General features: G+C 64.2%; 17 protein-coding genes. 10 read left to right on the top strand and 7 right to left on the bottom strand.

From position 1 onward, the window contains the following. Positions 1-87: 87 nt before the first annotated feature. Together LZ005_RS16615 and LZ005_RS16610 are read right to left on the bottom strand one after the other, a co-directional pair. On the bottom strand, positions 88-696 hold the full coding sequence (locus LZ005_RS16615) for a hypothetical protein (RefSeq protein WP_237809614.1): 609 nt from the start codon (positions 694-696) through the stop codon (positions 88-90). Continuing rightward, on the bottom strand, positions 666-1,862 hold the full coding sequence (locus tag LZ005_RS16610; RefSeq protein ID WP_269106746.1) for a PAAR domain-containing protein: 1,197 nt from the start codon (positions 1,860-1,862) through the stop codon (positions 666-668). Before LZ005_RS16610 ends, LZ005_RS16615 begins: the two co-directional genes overlap by 31 nt. 863 nt (positions 1,863-2,725) lie before the next feature. Between LZ005_RS16610 and LZ005_RS16605 the strand changes: the two genes are divergently transcribed. The 3 genes from LZ005_RS16605 to LZ005_RS16595 all read left to right on the top strand — a co-directional run bounded on the left by LZ005_RS16605 (position 2,726) and on the right by LZ005_RS16595 (position 4,359). Beyond that, on the top strand, positions 2,726-3,151 hold the full coding sequence (locus LZ005_RS16605) for a hypothetical protein (protein WP_237809612.1): 426 nt from the start codon (positions 2,726-2,728) through the stop codon (positions 3,149-3,151). Positions 3,152-3,277: 126 nt separating this feature from the next. Next, positions 3,278-3,913, top strand: coding sequence for a uridine kinase (udk, locus tag LZ005_RS16600; protein ID WP_237809611.1), 636 nt, complete (start codon positions 3,278-3,280; stop codon positions 3,911-3,913). A 248-nt stretch (positions 3,914-4,161) separates the two neighbouring features. Next, on the top strand, positions 4,162-4,359 hold the full coding sequence (locus tag LZ005_RS16595; RefSeq protein WP_237809605.1) for a DUF3079 domain-containing protein: 198 nt from the start codon (positions 4,162-4,164) through the stop codon (positions 4,357-4,359). Here LZ005_RS16595 and LZ005_RS16590 read toward each other — a convergent pair. Further along, positions 4,356-6,695 carry a TonB-dependent receptor gene (locus tag LZ005_RS16590; protein ID WP_237809597.1) on the bottom strand — a complete coding sequence of 780 codons (2,340 nt, stop codon included), beginning with the start codon at positions 6,693-6,695 and terminating at the stop codon, positions 4,356-4,358. The genes LZ005_RS16595 and LZ005_RS16590 overlap by 4 nt on opposite strands. Before the next feature lie 167 nt (positions 6,696-6,862). Between LZ005_RS16590 and LZ005_RS16585 the strand changes: the two genes are divergently transcribed. The 4 genes from LZ005_RS16585 (at position 6,863) to LZ005_RS16570 (ending at position 12,769) form a co-directional block, all read left to right on the top strand. Then, complete coding sequence (locus LZ005_RS16585) at positions 6,863-7,885, top strand: porin (RefSeq protein WP_237809590.1); 1,023 nt, start codon at positions 6,863-6,865, stop codon at positions 7,883-7,885. Positions 7,886-8,034: 149 nt separating this feature from the next. Then, positions 8,035-8,820, top strand: coding sequence for an ABC transporter substrate-binding protein (locus LZ005_RS16580; RefSeq protein ID WP_237809578.1), 786 nt, complete (start codon positions 8,035-8,037; stop codon positions 8,818-8,820). A gap of 2 nt (positions 8,821-8,822) precedes the next feature. After that, positions 8,823-11,915 (top strand): EAL domain-containing protein, encoded by a 3,093-nt coding sequence (locus LZ005_RS16575; protein WP_237809577.1) that lies wholly within the window; start codon positions 8,823-8,825, stop codon positions 11,913-11,915. 17 nt (positions 11,916-11,932) lie between these two features. Beyond that, positions 11,933-12,769, top strand: coding sequence for an ABC transporter substrate-binding protein (locus tag LZ005_RS16570; protein WP_237809570.1), 837 nt, complete (start codon positions 11,933-11,935; stop codon positions 12,767-12,769). A gap of 6 nt (positions 12,770-12,775) precedes the next feature. Here LZ005_RS16570 and LZ005_RS16565 read toward each other — a convergent pair whose 3' ends face one another. Further along, entirely contained in the window at positions 12,776-14,530 is a 1,755-nt protein-coding gene (locus LZ005_RS16565; protein WP_237809568.1) for a DUF885 family protein, read from the bottom strand. 83 nt (positions 14,531-14,613) lie between these two features. Here LZ005_RS16565 and LZ005_RS16560 point away from each other — a divergent pair, with 83 nt between their 5' ends. Both LZ005_RS16560 and LZ005_RS16555 read left to right on the top strand, forming a co-directional pair. Then, positions 14,614-15,270, top strand: a complete 657-nt coding sequence (locus LZ005_RS16560; protein WP_237809559.1) for a hypothetical protein — start codon at positions 14,614-14,616, stop codon at positions 15,268-15,270. A gap of 147 nt (positions 15,271-15,417) precedes the next feature. Then, positions 15,418-15,657, top strand: coding sequence for a hypothetical protein (locus LZ005_RS16555; protein WP_237809551.1), 240 nt, complete (start codon positions 15,418-15,420; stop codon positions 15,655-15,657). Here LZ005_RS16555 and LZ005_RS16550 read toward each other — a convergent pair. After that, positions 15,618-16,799 carry an NnrS family protein gene (locus tag LZ005_RS16550; protein WP_237809550.1) on the bottom strand — a complete coding sequence of 394 codons (1,182 nt, stop codon included), beginning with the start codon at positions 16,797-16,799 and terminating at the stop codon, positions 15,618-15,620. The two genes, LZ005_RS16555 and LZ005_RS16550, sit on opposite strands and share 40 nt — an antisense overlap. A gap of 164 nt (positions 16,800-16,963) precedes the next feature. Between LZ005_RS16550 and LZ005_RS16545 the strand changes: the two genes are divergently transcribed. Continuing rightward, the gene (locus LZ005_RS16545; protein WP_237809548.1) at positions 16,964-17,206 is read left to right on the top strand and encodes a heavy-metal-associated domain-containing protein; all 243 of its coding nucleotides are present in this window, start codon (positions 16,964-16,966) and stop codon (positions 17,204-17,206) included. A 1-nt stretch (position 17,207) separates the two neighbouring features. Here the strand turns inward: LZ005_RS16545 and narL are convergent, their stop codons facing one another. Both narL and LZ005_RS16535 read right to left on the bottom strand, forming a co-directional pair. Further along, positions 17,208-17,873 (bottom strand): two-component system response regulator NarL, encoded by a 666-nt coding sequence (narL, locus tag LZ005_RS16540; protein ID WP_237809546.1) that lies wholly within the window; start codon positions 17,871-17,873, stop codon positions 17,208-17,210. A gap of 17 nt (positions 17,874-17,890) precedes the next feature. Continuing rightward, a complete protein-coding gene (locus LZ005_RS16535) occupies positions 17,891-19,813 on the bottom strand; it encodes a type IV pili methyl-accepting chemotaxis transducer N-terminal domain-containing protein (RefSeq protein ID WP_237809544.1) in 1,923 nt (640 codons plus the stop codon). Positions 19,814-19,852 lie beyond the last annotated feature (39 nt).

The raw sequence follows: 19,852 nt of genomic DNA, 5'->3' as shown, positions 1-19,852 counted from the left end.
TGACCGTTTGGGTAAGAAAAACAAACAACATGAGGGCCGTCGAAGATCTCATTGCGCGGGAGGCGTTTGGAGATCGCACGAATGGTTCTATTTGACCTCTTCGGCAAAATATGACTTTTCAGAACATTCCCTCAAGATTCCAGCCGATTGCGACTTTAGTGTTCGAATAGGCGGTAGAGTCTTGATCACGTCATCACGGAACACGAAACGTTCAATGGTAAATTGTCCGCCGCTTTCGCTTACCGCAAACACTGCGTTATTGTTTCCGCGATAAATGCAGGCGAGGTTGCTGCTAATTCGGCCGGGCATCAAATTATGAAAACTGCCCTTCGAAAGGACGACTAGGTCGAGAACGCTTTGACGCGCACCGGACTTATACAGGAGCCCAAATCCACTCGAATGCAATGTCGGTATCGACGTTAAGGCTGGCCCATAGCCGTCAATCATCTCGATTTTCAAGAGATAACCATTTCGCATCACGCTCCACGCGAAGCCGGTTGCCCCTTTTCCTGGGAGGTCATGCAGGCGAATTTCGTAGTCGCTTTGATTCAGAGCTAGGGTCTTTTCAACTCGCACGGGAAACGCAAATGCCATATCGTCCTCGGCAGAAAACGCAGCAAGTGGAAAAGCAACTAGACAAAATGCCGCTAAGATCGCTGTAGCCTTCATTTCTGTTCCCCGAATACGGAATTCCATTTGCTTATGTACTCTGCAACGGTTCCTCGCCCACTCGACGTGTTGTAGAGGCGTTTCCAAAGCTCGGCCAGCCCGTTGACGTCACTTGGCTGCGGGACCGTCAAGTTGTTCCTCGCAATTCGATCAGTGTACAGTTGGCCTGCAATGGCTGCTCCGAATGCATCGCTGTCCTGAAGACTGGCCTTGACCGCCGCCGCAAATGAGGCTTGGCTCTTGGCGTCCATCTTGTTGATGCTTTGCGTGATGTTGTCACCGTAGCCAAGCGCGACGATGGCACCAAATACTTCAGGCGACTTCTTCGCGAGCCCTTTCAAGATATCTCCAGCCGAAATAGGCTCAATTTGGAACAAACCGGTCCCTGGTCCGCCAGTTGTTTGAGCGCGATGAGTAAAGAAGCCGCTTTCCTGAATAGCTGTGCCCAAAAGGAGGTTTTCCATCGCGGGATCCGAATTCTTGATTATTTTCAGTGCGGGCCGAATAGCCGAATCGAGCAGCGCATCAGCCATCGCGACGGTCTTACGATTTTCATAGTCCGCCTTCCAATCGCGAATAGCACGATAGGTTGGCGTATCAAGGAATGACGTAACACTCTTTTCGGTGAATCCAAGATCACTTTGAAGTTCCTTGAGAACATTCGGTGAATTGTCCTTCGGGTGCTTCAAATTGACGCGGCTTAGCAGTCCACGAATTTGATTATCACCATCCGTACCAAACACGTAGGTCGACCGACTCATCCCTTTTTGTATGACAGCTTTTGTCGCAGCCCCGCCCACCTCTGCGATCATCGGGCCGTCCATCGAAAATGGATCAAAGATCCCATCGCTTGACCCATTTAGATTACCCTCTATGTAGTCAAGTACCGCGAACCTGTGGACTACGTCGCTAGGGCCACTCAAATCACAATTGACCTTCATTCGCTGCTGGGAGGCGATCAGGGATGCCCCACACGCAGTTTTCATACCGTCCAACGCAGTTCCCAGCTTTCCGAAGTAATGCGTTGCTGCGCCTTCAGCGATCGGAAAATTCCCTTTGCATTGGGGGCACAAAACGAGGTGTCCGATGCCGGCAATCGGAATACCGTCCAACTTCATGTGCTCCCAACCCTCAAGCACGGTGCCACCGTGCGAGGTCGTGTCACCTTTCCGGACTACTGCTTTCGCAACCATCGAATCTGCCCTTCATGCCAAGCGGAAAGAGCAGTCATTAGAGCCAGACAATTGTCAGAGAGTTTTGCGCGAGCGCAAGATGTGCTGACGCCTTCGTTTGGAATCCCGCAAAGCGGGCTGAAGCGGACCGGGCCTGCGTTTCAGTCCTTTGTTCCAAATTTGTTCGGCAGTTTGAAACCTGTGGGGCAAGATTGCAGCTTGTGATTCCTGTTGTCGTGGGTTCGAGCCCCATCAGCCACCCCAAAACCATCAGCGGCGCCACACACGCATGCGGCGTGGGCAAGTAGTGAAGCAAACCGCATGAACGGGAGTGGTGTCCCGTAGCCTTCAACTCCCTGACTTTGCTGCGGCAAGTCAGGCGGCCTGAAACACTTACCGAACTCAACAACAACGTGCGATTGCTGACCCTTGCAAGGAGCTTTGTCGTGCGCAATTTGAATTGCGAACTGAAGCAGTTGTGCGATCGAAACCATGATGGCAGTTTCGCCAGCCGAGCGGATCGCATGCGCGTCTTGAGCCAGGCCGTCCGGCGCCCGACTTCAGCAACACCGAGCTGGACAAACTGGAAATGGCGCGGCTCGACGGCCTTCAAGCACAGCAGTCAGTAGCCGAGAAGCAAGGTGTGGCACAGCATGCGGCCAAGGACGTGCGCCAGCGCATTGGGCTGCTCTGGGCCATCCTGCTCTCCGGCTTGCTGTTGCTCGGCGCGCTCGTGGCGACTGGCGCGCGACATGCATCGGCACACACCCTAGCGCCAGGCGTAGCTACCCGAAGCGCCGTCGACGCAAGCCTTACTTTTTCGCAAGAACGCGAATGCACACAGTCCTATCGTGTTAGTTCCCACCATCAACAAAGGAACTCCCATGCGTACGCTGCTTGCCTTGATTCTTCTCTGCCTGTCCTCGCTGAGCTTTGCCGCGACGCCCGGCCGCCCCGAAGTCGGCCCTTACATGAAGGCTTACTGCGGCGACGAAGGCGTCCATCTGTGGCTGGTTCGTGTCGGCCCGCGCGCCAACCAGGAAGTGCTGCTGCAGATTACCGGCATCGACCACCCGCTCGATGGCCGCGTACTGCGCGCGAAACTCGAAGCGAGCAATTCCGGTCTGCGTTACCTGGTCGATCTGGACGGCAAGCACACGGAAATTCTGCGCAAGAGCGCCGGCCGCCTCGAGCTGCTCGTCCCGGGAATGGCACCGCTGGCGCTGACCTACAATCAGCAACTGGCCGAGCAATTGATGCCCGAGCATCTGCTGACGGCCTACCTGGAAAAGCATGCATCCCAGCCGTGAATGGGTGGGGAGGCAGGCAATCTCAGCCTCAAGCTCCCCGCTCTGGCATAATAGCGCCTGAACCTATCAAGCGCTCGCCGACTGCGCCTGCCCGCGCGGGCCGGTGCGGTCTCGTCGCATTCACGTATGAACAAGCAATCTTCCTTACCGTTTGTGATCGGCGTTGCCGGCGGCAGCGGCAGTGGCAAATCCACGGTGACCCAGCAGGTGCTCGCCTCCTTCGGCTCCGACGTGGTCTCGGTCGTCATGCAGGACGACTACTACTGCGACCAGTCGCATCTGACGCCCGACGTGCGCCGCAAAACCAATTACGACCATCCGGACGCCTTCGACTGGCCCTTGCTGGTGCAGCAGGTGCAGGCCCTGCGCCGCGGCGAAGCGATCGAAATGCCGGAGTACGACTTCACCATCGACAACCGCTCGAACAAGACGATCCACGTCAAGCCGGCCCCGGTCATCGTGGTCGAGGGCCTGTTCGCCCTCTACGATGCGGACCTGCGCAAGATGATGTCGCTGAAAATCTTCGTCGACACGGCGCCCGACGTGCGCTTCATCCGCCGTCTGAAACGCGACATCAGCGAGCGCGGGCGCAGCATCGACAGCGTCATCGCGCAGTACCTGGAAACCGTGCGCCCCATGCACAAACAGTTCATCGAGCCGACCAAGCGCTATGCCGACGTGATACTGCCGCACGGCGCCAATGGCCCGGCGGTCGACGTGATCACCACCAAGGTCGCCAGCCTGATCCGCAATCTGAAGTAAAGCTGAGCCGCCGTCGGGCGAACGTCCAGGGCCACGGCCTACCCCGTGGCCCTTTTTGTTGCTTCATGAGGATGATGGGCTTGCTGCCCAGATAAATGGGGTCTGACCCCATTTTTCCATGAGGATGATGGGCTTGCTGCCCAGATAAATGGGGTCTGACCCCATTTTTCGATTATGCTTCTGCCGGCCCAGCCTCGGCCGAAGTGCCTATGTTGCGGGCGCATCGGCGGGCGTAAGATGTGGCCATCATGGCCAAGAAGTTCCCGATTGTCCCGAAGAATCCCGAGCGCATCTGCTGGGGCTGCGACAAATACTGTCCGGCGACGGACATGGCCTGCGGCAATGGCTCCGACCGCACCCAGCATCCGAGCGAATTATTCGGCGCCGACTGGCAGGACTGGAATACCGAACCCGCCAGCCCCGCCGACGACGACAAGCAGTCTTAGAAGCTGGCCGCCAGGCTCATGCCGATACTGCGCGGCGCCAGCCGGTAAGCCTGCACGATCGAGGCCACCTGCGGACGCTGGATGATGGTGTCATTGTCGAAGGCGTTCTTCACATAGGCCGTCAGCGTGTAGCGCTCAAAGCTCAGGCCGGCGCTGATATCGGCCGTGTGATAGCTGGGGCGCGCGTAATCGAGCTGCTCGGGATTGAGCGAGCCTTTGCTGCTGCCGACCCACTGCATTCCGGCCATCACATAGGCCTGCTTATCGCCGCCGACCACGAAGTTATAACGCGCATTGAAGGTCGCGTTATAACGCGGCACCCCTTGAATCTGCGCACCGGCGACGGCGCCGACAATCCCGTTCTTCAGGCCTTTGTCGTTCGACAGTTCGGCTTTCACATAGCCGCCGGCGGCGCTCAGGCTCAGGCCCGGCAGCGGGCGCGCCTGAATTTCCAGTTCCACGCCGCGGCTGGTGGCATCGCCCGCATTCGCGTTGTAGCTGTAGGCGCAGGTCGGCAGATACACGCCCTGCTGGATATTCTTCCAATTCACATAGAAGGCATTCGCATTGATCGACAGGCGATTGCCGAGGAAACGCGATTTGCTGCCGACTTCATAGCTCCACAAACTATCCGAGGCATAGGTGGCCGGCGCTTTGTCGATGCCGTTTTCGGCCAGATCGGCCGCGCAGGTGGTCGGCGGCACGTAGATATTCGAGCCGCCCAGGCGGAAGCCTTTGGCCGCACTCGTATAAATCGTATTGGTCGGACTGACTTCCCAGGTCAGCGCGTATTTCGGCGTGAAGGCCTTGGACGATTGCTCGGCGCTCGTGTTGTTGCCGGCCCCGGCCAGATACAGGCCATTGCGCTGGCTGAGCGTGGTTTCGGCCGTCAGGTAGCGCGCGCCGATCGTCGCGTGCACGGTCGGCGTGAAATAGTAATTCACTTCGCCGAACAAGGAACGCTGGCGCTCGCGGTAATGGAAAGCACCGGCAAACGAGTTATCACCGGGGAAGTCATTCGGGAAAGCGCCGGGCAGAATGGCCGGATCGGCCGGATCGAAACCAAAGCGCTTGAAGGTCGCATTCACGCCGAAAATCGGATCATTCTCGGTGATATTCGTGTGCTGGTTCGAGAAATAAGTCCCGGCCAGCCAGGTCCACGGCCCGCGCTCGGCTGCATACGGCTTGGACGCCAGGCGGAATTCCTGCGACACCTGACGCACCTGATTGTTCAGATACACGGCCGAGGGCAAACCTGCCACCGCGTCGATCAGGGCCGGCGGGGCCAGACCGCCATCGTCGGTCGAAGTCAGAAAGGTCGACAGCGAATAGCTGTTGTAGGCCGAGCCATTCTGGGTGCGGTCGAATTTGCGCTGGAAATAGCTGGTGCTCGAGGTCAGATCGGCCGCGCCCATTTCCCAGTTAATCGCCACATTCGGCGCCAGCAGCTTGTCGTCGGACGGTTCACGCACCTGCTTTTGCACCTGATAGCGCGGCAGGGCGGGATCGAATGCGGCGATGTCCTTCGCCTTCACCACCTGATAGTACAGCGAGGGCGTAATACTCAGGTCCGCATTCGGTTTCCATTTCAGGGCGACGCGGGTTTCCTGATCATCGACCTTATTGATATTGCGTGCGATGACTTTGCCATCGCCATCGACCTGGTCGATAAAACCACCGGCGCGCTGGCTCTGCACACCAATGCGCAGGGCCAGGGTATTGGCCACCAGCGGGATATTCGCCACCGCATTCGCGCTATAGCTGACGCTGCCGCGTTTCATGCCGGCCGCTTCCACATAGGTGCTCAATTCATGGTCTTTCAGATCGGGCTCAATCGGCACGAATTTGATCGTGCCGCCCATCGAACTGGCGCCATACAGGGTGGCCTGGGGCCCGCGCAGCACTTCCACCCGGTCGATATCGAAGAATTTCGGCTCAATCGCGCCCATCGTGTAGACATTCCCGACGGTCATCGAAATATCGCCGAGATAAATGCCGACCGTGGCCGCCCCGGCCGCGCTGCTGATCCCGCGAATTTCGATGTTATTCGTGCCCGGCCCCGCCCCGCCATTGCCGGTGGCGGCCGTGAACGAGATATTCGGCACCGTGCGCGTCAAATCGGTAATGTCCTTCACATGCTCGGCCTGCAATTCGCTGCCGCGCAGCGCGGTGATACTCATGGCCACCTTGTTCGGGTCCTCCATGCGCTTTTGCGCACTCACCTTCACAACGGCGATCTGATCCTGCTCGGCCTCCTGGGCCCAGGCAATTTGTGCAATTGCGCTGGTCAGCACGGCCAGGGAAAACGGAATGGCGGCATGGGGGCGGATTTTCATTATTTTTGGACGGTTTGGAATAAAAAGGGGACAGAATAGACCATTTCTTGGCTTTATTGCACGTGCAGCATAAGCGTATGCGAATTAAGTAGTTCCTCTAATAGTCAATTTACCAATAGACTAATAAGCTGATCAGGCTGTTTCCTGATCCTTTAGAGAAGACCATGATGAAAAAAGCACTGCTGACTACCCTTTTGCTGGCCGCCGCCGGCGCCGCCCAGGCCGAATCGAATGTCGTCATTTACGGCACCATCGACGCCGGCTTCGCCAAATCGACCGATAAAACCCTGGCCGTCGCCAAGCGCGACGCCAACCGCCTCGGCTTCCGCGGCACCGAAGACCTCGGCGACAACCTGAAAGCGCTGTTCCAGCTGGAAATGCGCTTTGAACCCGACACCGGCACCGCCGAAAACGGCAACCGCCCGCTGTTCCAGGGCCAGAGCCGCGTCGGCCTGCAAGGCGACTTCGGTACCGTGCGCATCGGCCGCGCGCTGACCGCCTACATGGAAGCCAAGGACGCCTTCGACCCCTGGAACGGCGTGCCCAGCACGGCCGGCTTCAAGGGCGACCTGCTGGTGGCCGGCTACAACGCCGCCCCGCTCGATCCGGCTGGCTCGGGCACCGACCGCACCGCTAACGGCTTCTGGTACAACTCGCCCAGCGTCAACGGCTTCGCGGTCGCGACCTCGATCGGCACCAAGGAAAGCAATGGCGGCGCCGCCATCATCGGCCGCGGCACCGCTGCTGCTCCGCAATTTGCCGCCGGCGCCAATGGCTCGACCAACCCCTTCTCGCTCGCCGCCAGCTACAAGAATAGCAGTCTGGCTGTGATGCTTGGCTACGACCGTAACGCGATCGAAACGAAGTTGATCTCCTTCAACATTTCGACCCAAGCCACGACCGAGCTGAAACTGACGGCCGCCTACGCCAAGCAGGATCAGGACGCCACCAAGCCGGTCAACAGTGTGACCAAGGCCTGGGTGATCGGCGCCAACTACGTGCTGGGCAATGGCAAGCTGCTGGCCGGCTACGGCCAGAAAAATCCGGAAGGCGTGGCCAAGACCAAGCAGTCCTCGATCGGCTACCAGTACAGCCTGTCCAAGCGTACTTACACCTATGTCGAGGCCTCGAACAAGACCACGACCACGGGCGTGCGCTTCCACGGCGCTGGTATCAATCACAGCTTCTGATCGGCATTCTGCGCTACATCAGGCCGCGTCGCTCTGGCGCGGCCTTTTTTTTGATCTCAATCAAATTATTCTGAATTGAGAGAACATCGGCGCCGAAGCGGCCAGCCCCGTATGACATACTCTCGGGGCGTTTCCCCTTCCCAAATTTCATGCGCTCCCTGTCCCTCGCGATCTGGGCTTGCCTGCTGCTGAGCATCGTGCCGGCCCAGGCGGCCACCCGGCTCAACCGCATCAAGGCGGCGGGGACGGTGCGCGTCTGCATCTGGCCCGACTACTACAGCATCACCTACCGCGATCCCAAGACCCAGGAGCTGGGCGGCGTCGACATCGAGATGGCGCGCGCGCTCGGCCAGGAACTCGGCGTGCGCGTGGCGTTCGTCGACAGCTCCTTCGCCAGCCTGATCGAGGACGTCAGCAAGGACCGCTGCGACATCGCCATGTTCGCCATCGGGATCACGCCCGCGCGCGCGGCCCATCTGCGCTTCACCAGCCCGCACCTGGCCAGCGACATCTACGCGATCGCCACGCGCGCCAACCGCCGCCTGCACAGCTGGGACGAGATCGACACCGCCGGCACCGTGGTGGCCGTGGCCAAAGGCACGCTGCACGAATCGGTCATGCGCGACAAGCTGCACCACGCCTCCCTGCTGGTGCTGGACACGCCGTTCGCGCGCGAGCAGGAAGTGCAGTCCGGCCGCGCCGACGTCTTCATGACCGACTACCCCTACGGCCAGCGCTTCATCGCCAATGCCGAATGGGCGCGTCTGATCGCGCCGCCCAAGCCCTACCACATCACGCCCTACGCGTATGCGATCAAGCCGGGCGACGCGGCCTGGCACGCGCGGCTCGAGCAGTTCGTCCGCGACATCAAGCGCGACGGACGGCTGGCCGGCGCGGCCGCGCATTACGGTCTGACGCCGATCCTGGCCCCCTGAGCATGAAGCGCATCCGACAGCTCCGGCACCAGTTGATTCTCGCGCTGCTGCTGCTCGTTGGCGCGACCGCCGCCTTCGCCAGCTACACCATCTGGCGCCTGCGCGAAGAAGCCATCGCGAACGGTCTCGAAATCGCCGCCATGCACGCGCGCGCCTTCGAGGACTTCCTGACCCAGAGCCTGGGCGTGGCCGAACTGACGGCGATCGGCATCGCCACGCCGGACCTGGACAGCGACAGCACGCGCCTGAGCCAAAGCCTGGCCGAAGCGGTGCGCGCCGCGCCCTATCTGCGCTCGCTATCGGTGCTGGACGCCAGCGGCCGCATCGTGGCCAGCTCCAATCCCTACAACCTCGGCCAGCGTCCCGCGCTCGACGCCTTCCTGCCGCAGGCCGATCCGGGCCGCGCCGTGCTGCGCGTCGGCGTGCCCTGGCAGGGACGCGATTTCGCCGACGGCACGCCGGTCGATCCGGCCCGCCCGCTGGCGCCGGACGGCCTGAATTTTCTGCCGCTGCTGCGCACCGTGAACAGCGGCGGCCAGAGCACGCGCCTGCTGCTGGCCTTTAACACCGACTACCTGAGCAACCATGTGCTGCAGCAGCTCGACACCCATACCGGCAGCGTCGACATCCTGCGCTACGACGGCATCCTGCTTGCCAGCAGCGGCAATCTGGCGCTGGGCCAGCGCTTCACCAACCAGTTGGCCGCTATGCATCTGCACCAGCAGAACAGCGGCAAGCTCGAAGGCGGGCACGATCCGGCCGCACCGGCGCTGACGGCCTTCCGCAGCTCGCCGCGCTACCCGGTGCTGCTGGTGACCCACCTGGAGCGCGCGCCGGCCCTGCGCAACTGGCGCAAGGAGACCAATACCCTGCTGCTGGTGCTGGCCCCCACCCTCGGCCTGCTGGTGCTGCTGGCGATCGCCTACCACCGCCGCCAGTGCGAAGCTGCGCGCGCCCGCTTCGAGGCCGAGCGCCAGCAGGCCATCCACGCCAGCGTGTTCACGCATGCGCGCGAAGCGATCCTGATCACTGACGCCAACGGCACCATCATCGACGTCAACGACGCCTTCACGCGCATCACCGGCTACAGCGCCGCCGAGGCGATCGGGCGCAATCCCAGCATGCTCAGCTCCGGCCGCCACGACAAGGCCTTCTACCGGCGCATGTGGGAGCATCTGCTCGATCACGGCTTCTGGCATGGCGAAATCTGGAACCGCCGCAAGGACGGAGAAACCTATCCCGAGATGCTGACCATCGGCGCGGTGGCGCCCGACCAGGGCATGGCCGGCCACTACGTCGCCCTGTTCTCGGATATCTCGCACACCAAGGCGCACGAGCAGGAGCTCGAACAGATCGCCCACTACGACGCCTTGACCAGCCTGCCCAACCGCGTGCTGCTGGGCGACCGCCTGCGCCAGGGCATGCTGCATGCGCAGCGCAGCGGGCATCCCCTGGCCGTGGCCTTCATCGACCTCGATGGCTTCAAACAGGTCAACGACAGCTATGGCCACGACGCCGGCGACGCCCTGCTGGTGGAACTGGCCACCCGCATGCGCCAGACCCTGCGCGCCGGCGACACCCTGGCCCGCCTGGGCGGCGACGAATTCGTGGCCGTGCTGTTCGACCTGCAGGACAGCGCCAGCAGCCTGCCGCGCCTGCAGCAGCTGCTGACGGCCGTGTCGCAGCCGTTCAGCCACCACGGCCATCTGCTGAAGGTGACGGGCAGCCTCGGTGTCAGCTTCTATCCGCAGGGCGAAGACGTGGACGCCGATACCCTGATGCGCCAGGCCGACCAGGCCATGTACCAGGCCAAGCTGGCCGGAAAAAACCAGGTGCACGTGTTCGACGCCGCCCACGACCGCGACGTGCGCAGCCAGCACGCCAGCCTGGCCGCCATCGGCGCGGCGCTGCGCAACGGTGAACTGGTGCTGCACTACCAGCCCAAGGTCAATCTGCGCAGCGGCCAGGTGATCGGCGCCGAGGCCCTGCTGCGCTGGCAGCACCCGGAACAGGGCCTGCTGATGCCGGGCGCCTTCCTCGGCGTGGTGGAGAACCACGCGCTGGCGATCGACATCGGCGAGTGGGTGATCCGCCAGGCCCTGATCCAGGCCGTGCAATGGCGCGCCGCCGGCCTGCATATTCCGCTCAGCGTGAACGTCGGCGCGCGCCAGTTGCAGCAGCCGGACTTCGTGACGCGCCTGCGCGCGCTGCTGGCCAGCGTGCCCGACGCGCGCGCGGCCGACATCGAACTCGAAATCCTTGAGACCAGCGCGCTCGAAGACCTGCAGGGCATGTCCCAGGTGATCCAGGACTGCCGCCAGCTTGGCGTGCGGTTCGCGCTCGACGACTTCGGCACCGGCTACTCCTCGCTGACCTATCTGAAGCGCCTGCCGGTGGCCACGCTCAAGGTCGACCAGAGCTTCGTGCGCGACATGCTCGACGACCCGGACGACCTGGCGATTCTGGAAGGCGTACTCGGTCTGGCCCACGCCTTCCACCGCGAAGTCATCGCCGAAGGGGTGGAGACGGCCGAACACAGCGCCATGCTGCTGCGCCTGGGCTGCGAACTGGCCCAGGGCTATGGCATCGCCCGTCCGATGCCCGGGCCGGCCCTGGTGGCCTGGGCGGCGCGCTGGCGGCCGGCCCCGATGTGGCAGACCATCCCGCGCGCCCAGCGCGACGACCTGCCGCTGCTGTTCGCCGCGGTCGAACACCGCGCCTGGGTCAAGGCCCTGGAGCAACACCTGCACGGCGCCGGCGCGGCGCCGCCCGAGCCCGCCCACTGGCATGCGCGCGTCAGCGAGTGGCTGGCCGCGCGCGGCCTGCGCCAGCGCGATGCGGCCAGCGTGCGTCACTTCATGCAAAGCCATGCCGACCTGCTGGCCCTGGCCACCGAATTGAGCGACCTGCACGCGCAGGGCCGCACGATGGACGCGCTGGCCGGCCTGGAGCAGCTGTACAGCGTGCGCGACACCATCCACGAACTGGCCTGCCAGCTGCTGGACCGGCGCCGCAGCGCCCCGGCCGTGGTGACGCGCCTGCCGACGCGCAGCGCCAGCAGCGTGGCCGAAGAAGAAAGCTCTCAGCGCGCCTGAGCGCTTAGAATAAGTGCATGCGCCCTGCCCGCCTCCTGCCCCTGCTGCTCGCCGGCGTCCTCGCCACGGCGGCTGCCGCCACGCCCGTACGCTATCTGGCGCCGCCGCCGGATTCGCCCTCGGATGCCTATCCGATCGCCGTGCTGCGTCTCGCGCTCGAACGCAGCGGCCAACACTACACGCTGCAGGCGGTCCATCTGCGCATGGTGCAGGAACGGGAACTGACGGAAGTGGCCAAGGCGGGCGGACAGATCGACATCCTGTCCTCGATGACGACGCATGAACGGGAGCTGGCCCTGCTCCCGGTGCGCATCCCGATCGACAAGGGCCTGCTTGGCTGGCGCATCGCGCTGACCCGCGATGCGCAGCAGATGCGCGCCGTGCGCGCGCTGCCGGATCTGGCGCGTCTGCGCGCCGGACAGGGCGCCGGCTGGCCCGACGCCGATATCCTGCGTGCCAACGGCCTGCCGGTGCTGACCGCGCCATTCGGAGCGAATCTGGTGCAGATGCTCGACGCCGGCCGCTTCGACTACTACCCGCTGTCGCTGCTGGAAGTGAACGACGCCCAGCAATTGCACCCGGCGCTGGCGGTCGATCCGTATCTGGTGCTGCACTATCCGGCGGCGCTCTACTTCTTCGTCCGCAAGGACAATCTCAGCCTGGCCGAGGCGGTGCGCCGCGGCCTTGAAAAAGCCATCGCCGATGGCAGCTTCGAACGCCTGTTCCAGCAGACCTTCGGCGCCGATCTGCGCCGCGCGCGTCTGAGCGAGCGGCGCATCCTGCATCTGAAAAACCCGCTGCTGCCGGCGGCCACGCCCCTGGCACGCAAGGAGCTGTGGCTCACGCCGCAGTAAGGCCGCTTACTCCTGCTTCGGATACGGCGACTTGCCGCCATCCGCGATGAATTGGTCGATGCGCGCGGCCAGCACCGGCAGCGGCACCGAACCCAGTTGCAGCACCGTGTCGTGGAAATTGCGGATGTCGAACTTCGGACCAAGGGCCGCTTCGGCCTTGTGGCGCGCTTCCCAGATCGCCATCTCGCCCAGGTAGTAGGACAGGGCCTGGCCCGGCCAGGAGATGTAGCGGTCCACTTCCGTTTCGACTTCGTGTTCGGACAGCGCGGTATTCGCCTTCAGATATTGCTGCGCCTGTTCGCGCGACCAGCCCTTGGCGTGCACGCCGGTGTCGACCACCAGCCGCGAAGCGCGCCAGGCCTGGTAGCTGAGCATGCCGAACAGCTCGTACTGGTCGGCGTAGATGCCCATCTCGACGCCCAGACGTTCGCTGTACAGAGCCCAGCCTTCGCCGAAGGCCGAGATGTAGGCGCGCCGGAACGGCGGCACGCCCTTCTGCTCGAGCGCCACCGGCATCTGGAAGGCGTGGCCGGGCGCCGATTCGTGCAGGGTCAGCGCCGGCAGGCTATACAGCGCGCGCGAGGGCAGATTGTAGGTGTTGACCAGGTAGACGCCCGGACCGCCGCGACCCGAGGTATAGAACGGGGCCTGATCGTCCGGCACCGGAATGATGGCGAAGCGGCGGCGCGGCAGATAGCCGAAGTAGCGGTCGATCTTGCCGTCGAATTTTTTCGCCACCCAGGCCGCGCGCATCAGCAGTTCTTCCGGCGTCTTGGCATAGAAGCGCGGATCGGTGCGCAGGAACTGCAGGAAGGCCGGCAGATCGCCCTTGAACTCCACCTGCTTCATCACCGCTTCCATCTCGGCGCGGATCTTGGCCATCTCCTGCAGGCCGATCTGGTGGATCTGGTCGGGCGTCAGATTGGTGGTGGTGAATTCGACGATCTTCGACTGGTAGTAGGCCGGCCCGCCCGGCAGCTCGCTGGCGGCCAGGCTGGTGCGCGCCTTGGGCACGTATTCGCTGCGCATAAACTGCAGCACCTTGGCGAAGGCCGGCTGCACCTGTTCGCGGATGCGCTTGACAGCTTCGGCGCGCAAGGCCGCCTGGCGCTCGGCCGGAATCGCGGCCGGCATGCTCTTGAACGGCAGGTAGAACACCGAGGCTTCCGGCGACTTGGCCTCGGCCACCGACACCAGCGAGCTGTCGCGCCCTTCCAGCGTGACCTTGGGCGGCGTGAAGCCGCGCGCCAGACCGAGCTTCATATTCGCGATCTGTTCGTCGAAATAGCGCGGCACGTCGGCCAGCATCTTCACATAGGCTTCGTAGTCGGCCAGGGTCTTGAAGTTCTGACGCGCCACGCTGCTGGTATTCGACCAGAAGGCCGTATCGGCATTGACCGGCTTTTCGAATTCGCGGAATTCGATCTCGGCGACATTCGCCGCGATCTGCGCCTTGTACACCGCGTAGTTGATACGCTCGGCCGGCGAGAGCTGGTCCTGCTTGACCTTCTCGAGTTCGGCCATCACGCCCTTCCAGTAGGCCAGACGGCGCGCCTGCACGGCCGGGCCGACCTGGGGCAGCGTGGCGCGGATGCCTTCATCGTCCTCATCGCGCTCGAGGCGCTCGGCGATGCGCCACTTCCATTCCTTGGTGTAGATCGCCTTGAACTGGGCGTCGGCGGCCGGCGCCGCATGGGCCGGAAGTTGGAGGGTCAGGACAAGCAGGGCCAGGCTGGCGGCCAGGGCGGGACGGCGGATCATCACGGGCAGGCTCCTCGGTGTGCGAAAGCGTCTAGCCTAAACCTGCTGCCCCAAACTCACAAGCCTTCTGTCATCATGCGCGCATGAGAATCCTGCTTGCCACCTTTTCGCGCTCGGGCCACACGGCGGCCCTGGGCGACTGCCTGGCCGCACGCCTGCGCGCGGCCGGCCACACGGTCGACTGCGAAACCATCCGCCCGCTCACGCGGCCGAACAAATGGCGCCTGGTGCCGCCGCTGCTGCCCGCCCTGCCCGTGCTGCCGCTGATCCTCGGCTGGCGCGCCTTCCGCGCCTGGTGGCTGCGTCATTACCATCAGCCGCAGCAGGACATCGCGCCGCTCGCCTACCCCGATGCATCCGCTTACGACCGGGTCCTGATCGGCGGGCCCAAATGGCTGTACCTGGCCTACCCGGTGGCGCGCTATCTGCAGCAGCTCCAGGGCCTGGACGGGCGCACGGTCGGCGTGTTCGCCACCTTCTGCGGGCCGCCGCTCGAGGCCTTCGAAAAGGAGCTGCTGTTCGTGCCCTATGCGCAGTGCCTGGGCGCGCGCGGCGCCCGTCTGGCCAGCTGCCTGAGCGTCTCCAGCGGCTACCACGAGTTCTTCTTCCTGCACGAGATGGAGTGGCTGTTCCGGGGCCTGAGCCGCCTGTGCTTCGGACGCCCGCTCAGCAGCTTTGGCGCGGACAGCCCCTGGGCCGAGCAGGAGATCGGCCGCTTCCTGCGCGAGCTGGGTGCGTGAGTATTGGATAGATTATTGCCGTGCGGCATGTTTTGTTCTATACTGGAAACACGGCCAGACTTTCGCCGTCCTCGCTCCAGTAGCCCCCGCACCCGGCTGCACCGCGCCCGCCGCAAGGCCCGGCGCCTCTCAGACCCCGTAAGCACCATGCCGGACACCCAGCCCTACCAGGAACTACAGCGCGCCTTCGCCGAAGAAGTGATGGCCGCGCGCGCCCTGCACGACGCCTACCGCCGCGGCGTCGACGTGCAAACCACCCACGCGCTTGAAACCCGCCTGCACTACGCGCGCCAGCGCAAACGCGCGGCCCTGGCCGCCGCCAGCGCCGCCAGCGCACCGCCGCCCGATCAGCCCTCGCGGCCGTCGACGCGCGCCGCCCACAGATAAGGGCCGTACTGCCACGCATAGGTGGCAAAGGCCAGCACCCAGCCGAGCGCCGCCAGGCCCACCAGCAGCTGGGCCGTCTCGCCGCTGCAGAAGGCGGCCAGCACACGCAGCAGCGCGCCGGCCTGCAGCGCCCCGTACATCAGCACTTCCAGCCCGCGCGCCTGCAACGGCCGGCCCGTGTGGCCGAGCGCCGTGCGCGTCACCATCCCGATGATCAGGCCGCCGAGCGCCCCCACGGCCAGCGCATGGATGGCCGCACTTTGCGGGGCCAGCTCCAGCCAGGCCGCCGCCAGCAGGCCGTAGCCGACGCCGATCCACGCATACGACAGATGCAGAATCCACAGCAGCGGCACGCCCAGCACGCGCTGCGGCTGCCACTGCCAAACGCGCCACAGCAGCAGGCCGCAGGCGGCCAGGGCCAGCGGCGCGCCCAGCCAGGCCGGCGCGCTGGCCAGCCAGGCCAGTGCGGCCGCCACCAGCAGGCCCTGGGAGATCGCGTCGCGGCGAGCATGCGCAACGGGCGCGCTGCCCGGTGCGCCATTACGGGTGAACATGGGGATCACGCGCGTGCCGATCACCGAGGCGATCATCACCACCACCAGCACGGCCGCCTGGGCCACGCGCAGCGGCGACAAGGCCAGCCAGCCGGCGCTGGCCGCGTGGTAGGCCAGATTCAGGCTCGCCAGCAGCATCAGCAGCAGGGGCAGGAAGCGATTGCGCAGATTGGCCGAACGCTGCATCACCCGGTACAGGGGCAGCGCGGCGGCCGGCAGAAAGGCCAGGTCCAGCGCGACGGCCAGCGGCCCCGGGAACAGCGCCAGGCCAAGCCGGCCGGCCAGCCACAGCGCGAACAGGGCCGCCAGCAGCGGGCCGCGCGGCGTCCACAGATTGGTCCAGTTGCGGCCCGCCGTGAACAGAAAGCCAACCACCACCGCCACCGTCATGCCGAACACCATCTCGTGCATGTGCCACAGCAGATCGAGCTGCGCGCCGCCCACGGCCAGGCCCAGAAAACGCGCGGCCCACAGCGCCACGGCCAGCGCCCCGAACACGGCCGCGCCCAGATAAAAGGGCCGGAAGCCCAGACGCAAGAACGGATGCCCTTCGCTGCTGGCGCCGGCGCGGCGCGGTTCTTCAATCATGACGACTGCCATACTGCCTCCCACATTTAAACATACATTTATTTTGCCACTTTTATCGTCCGGGCAGGCGACTTTTCTTAATCTCGCTTAAGCAAATCGGGATGCGCCTTTACGCCGCCGCGCGCGCGGGCTTAGGCTGGCAGGGCATTCATCAGGAGCCCTTTATGCAAACCGAAACCTTCACCATCCCCGGCATGACGACCGAACTGGTGGCCCAGCGCGTGGCCGCCGCCCTCTCCGAAGTCGAAGGCGTCAGCGCCATCAAACTCTCGCTGGCCGGCCAGCGCACCGCCATCACCTTCGACGAAACCCAGACCTCGGGCGAAGTGCTCGGGGCCACCCTGCTGGCCGCCGGCTTCGACGTCGCCCCCGGCGGCGCCTGCTGCGGCGGCTGCTGCGGGTCCTGAGTCAGTGACCGGTCGAACCCAGCTCGTGCCGGTGTTCGACCGCGTACACGGCGGCCTGCACGCGGCTGCTGAGTTTGAGCTTCTTCAGCACATTCTGCACATGGATCTTCACCGTGCTCTCGGCCAGATCGAGGTTCCGCGCGATCAGCTTATTGCTCTCGCCGCGCGCCAGGCAGCCCAGAATGTCCTTCTCGCGCGGGGTCAGCTTGTCGAAGTCCGAGTCCGAACTTTTCACCGCCCCGCCCTGCAGCTGGGCCACCAGCTTGCCGGTCATGGCCTCGGCCACCACGGTTTCACCGGCGGCCGCGCGGTGGATCGCACGCACCAGATAATCGGCCTCGATATTCTTGATCAGATAGCCGTTGGCGCCCGCCTTCAGGGCCGCGGCCAGGTCTTCCGCGTCTTCCGACACGGTCAGCATCAGGATCGCCGTGTCCGGGCAGTCCTGCTGGATCAGCTGCAGCGCCTGCACGCCCGACATGCCCGGCATGTTCAGGTCGAGCAGCACGACGTCGGGGCGCAGCTGCTGCGCGCGTTTGACGCCTTCGATGCCATCGGCCGCCTCGCCCACGATCTGAAATTCGGGGTGGCGCTGCAGCAGAAATTTGACCCCGCTGCGAAACAGCGCGTGATCGTCCACCAGCAGTACCTTGATCGGTCCTTCCATCCTGTCTCCTTTCCAGTTCAGGCCACGCGCCGCTGCGCATGCTGCAGCAGCAGGCTGACCACCGTGCCCTGGCCGACGGCCGATTGCACATCCAGTTCCGCGCCCATGCGCTGGGCGCGTTCGCCCATGATCGACAGGCCCACATGGGTGGCGCCGGCCGGGTTGGCGGTGTCAAAGCCCACGCCATTGTCTTCGATGCGCAGACGGAAGTCCGGCCCATCCTCGATGCGGATGCGCACCCGGCTCGCCAAGGCGTGCTTGCGCACATTCGACAGCGCCTCCTGCACGATGAACAGCAGCTGCAGCTGCTGCTCGCGCGGGAACGGCGCGCCATCGCTTTGCAGGTCCAGCTCCACGGCGATGCCAGTCTGCTGCTGGAAGCGCTCGATGGTGGCGCGCAGCGCCGTATCGAGGCTGTCCTCGTTCAGGCGGCTGCGGAAGTTCAGCAGCAGCTCGCGCACGTCCTCGTAGCTCTCCTTCACGCCCGCCTTCAGGGCCGGCACCAGGGCCGCCACTTCATCCTGGCGCCCCTGGGCGAGCGAGGACTCGAGCATCTGCACCTGCAGATTGAGGAAGTTGAGCGACTGCGCGATGCTGTCGTGCAGACCCTGGGCGACCAGATTGCGTTCCTCCGAAATCGCCATTTCGCGCGCCCGCGCGGCCAGGCGCAGGTTCTCGATCGCCACCCCCAGCTGACGGCCCAGGGTATTGAGCAGGCTGTCCTCATTCGTGCTGAAGGCGCGCGCGCTGCGAAAGTGCAGATTGAAGAAGCCGATATGCTGCTTGTGCGCGTAGATGTGGTAGACCGCCACCGTGGCAAAGCCCTCCTTGCGGCACATCAGCTGCTCCGAGCGCGGCACCTGGCGCAGGTCGTGCACCACCGCGACCTGCTTGGCCACGGCATCGCCGCACAGGCAGTCGCCGACCTTCATGCAGTGTTCAGCGTCGGTCAGGGCCTCCGAAATGCCGGTGTGGACCACCATGTGCAGATTGCCGCGCGCCGGATCGAGCACCCGCACCGAGCTGCCATCGGCCGCGAAGTAGGTGTTGATGCGGTCCATGAAGCCGCGGCACAGGTCTTCGAGCGGCAGCGGCGTTTGCAGGAAGGCCGAGATATCGTAAAGCAGGGCCAGTTCCATGTTCTGCTGTTCGAGCGCCTGGGTCTTCTCCTGCACGCGCTGCTCCAGATTGCCGTACAGGGTCTCGAGCCGGCCCGCCATGTCATTGAAGCCGCGCGCCAGCTGGCCGAATTCGTCATTCGACTCCACGTCCACGCGCACGCTGAAGTCCTTCTCCTTCACGCGCGCCATGCCCAGACCGAGACGGCGCACCGGCTCGATAATCAGGATGAACATCAGGTAGATCAGGCTGACCGTGCCCGCCATCGCCATCGCCAGCATCGCCAGCTGCGAGGCGCGCAGCCACTGGGTGCGCTGCTCGCTGTCGAATTCGATCGCCAGCACCAGGCTGTTGACGTGGGCGACAAAGCCCTCGGCGCGCCGATGAAAGCCGTCGTAGCGGGCGGCGTCGGTGGCCGCACCGTTGAACATCTCGACGGCCAGCGGCCGCACGGCCCCCGACCACTCGCCCAGCACCGCCTGAAAATCGGTCAGCAAACGCGCATCGGGCGGCAGGAACAGCGGGCGTTGCGGGTCGCCGCGGCGCAGGCGCTCGAGCGTGGTGTCGACATCGGCCACATAGCGCAAGGCCTGCTGGCGCACGCGCGCATCGGCGCCCTGAGCCTGCAGGCGCGCCGCCAGCAGGGTCAGACGGTAGGTCTGCATGCGCAGGCTGCCCGCCTCGTTGATGGCGGCGGCGCTGCCCTCCAGCTGCCAGGACAGGTAGAGCGTGGCGCCGATGGCCGCCATGCCCAGGCACAGGAAGCCGACGAGCGCGCCGACGATCTTGGTCGATAGCTTGTGCAGGCGAGGCGTATTCATGGGCATGAGGAGTCCTTCGGTGGCCAGAGTATAAACCGC

The sequence above is a fragment of the Massilia sp. TS11 genome, from assembly GCF_022012445.1.
Lineage (GTDB): Bacteria > Pseudomonadota > Gammaproteobacteria > Burkholderiales > Burkholderiaceae_D > Telluria.
This window is presented reverse-complemented; position numbering and strand designations above follow the sequence as displayed.

What these genes read in the sequence shown, in the direction of transcription:
- LZ005_RS16615 (WP_237809614.1), bottom strand. Translation starts at nt 696, where the DNA reads ATGGAATTCCGTATTCGGGGAACAGAAATGAAGGCTACAGCGATCTTA.
- LZ005_RS16610 (WP_269106746.1), bottom strand. Translation starts at nt 1,862, where the DNA reads ATGGTTGCGAAAGCAGTAGTCCGGAAAGGTGACACGACCTCGCACGGT.
- LZ005_RS16605 (WP_237809612.1), top strand. Translation starts at nt 2,726, where the DNA reads ATGCGTACGCTGCTTGCCTTGATTCTTCTCTGCCTGTCCTCGCTGAGC.
- udk (WP_237809611.1), top strand. Translation starts at nt 3,278, where the DNA reads ATGAACAAGCAATCTTCCTTACCGTTTGTGATCGGCGTTGCCGGCGGC.
- LZ005_RS16595 (WP_237809605.1), top strand. Translation starts at nt 4,162, where the DNA reads ATGGCCAAGAAGTTCCCGATTGTCCCGAAGAATCCCGAGCGCATCTGC.
- LZ005_RS16590 (WP_237809597.1), bottom strand. Translation starts at nt 6,695, where the DNA reads ATGAAAATCCGCCCCCATGCCGCCATTCCGTTTTCCCTGGCCGTGCTG.
- LZ005_RS16585 (WP_237809590.1), top strand. Translation starts at nt 6,863, where the DNA reads ATGAAAAAAGCACTGCTGACTACCCTTTTGCTGGCCGCCGCCGGCGCC.
- LZ005_RS16580 (WP_237809578.1), top strand. Translation starts at nt 8,035, where the DNA reads ATGCGCTCCCTGTCCCTCGCGATCTGGGCTTGCCTGCTGCTGAGCATC.
- LZ005_RS16575 (WP_237809577.1), top strand. Translation starts at nt 8,823, where the DNA reads ATGAAGCGCATCCGACAGCTCCGGCACCAGTTGATTCTCGCGCTGCTG.
- LZ005_RS16570 (WP_237809570.1), top strand. Translation starts at nt 11,933, where the DNA reads ATGCGCCCTGCCCGCCTCCTGCCCCTGCTGCTCGCCGGCGTCCTCGCC.
- LZ005_RS16565 (WP_237809568.1), bottom strand. Translation starts at nt 14,530, where the DNA reads ATGATCCGCCGTCCCGCCCTGGCCGCCAGCCTGGCCCTGCTTGTCCTG.
- LZ005_RS16560 (WP_237809559.1), top strand. Translation starts at nt 14,614, where the DNA reads ATGAGAATCCTGCTTGCCACCTTTTCGCGCTCGGGCCACACGGCGGCC.
- LZ005_RS16555 (WP_237809551.1), top strand. Translation starts at nt 15,418, where the DNA reads ATGCCGGACACCCAGCCCTACCAGGAACTACAGCGCGCCTTCGCCGAA.
- LZ005_RS16550 (WP_237809550.1), bottom strand. Translation starts at nt 16,799, where the DNA reads ATGATTGAAGAACCGCGCCGCGCCGGCGCCAGCAGCGAAGGGCATCCG.
- LZ005_RS16545 (WP_237809548.1), top strand. Translation starts at nt 16,964, where the DNA reads ATGCAAACCGAAACCTTCACCATCCCCGGCATGACGACCGAACTGGTG.
- narL (WP_237809546.1), bottom strand. Translation starts at nt 17,873, where the DNA reads ATGGAAGGACCGATCAAGGTACTGCTGGTGGACGATCACGCGCTGTTT.
- LZ005_RS16535 (WP_237809544.1), bottom strand. Translation starts at nt 19,813, where the DNA reads ATGAATACGCCTCGCCTGCACAAGCTATCGACCAAGATCGTCGGCGCG.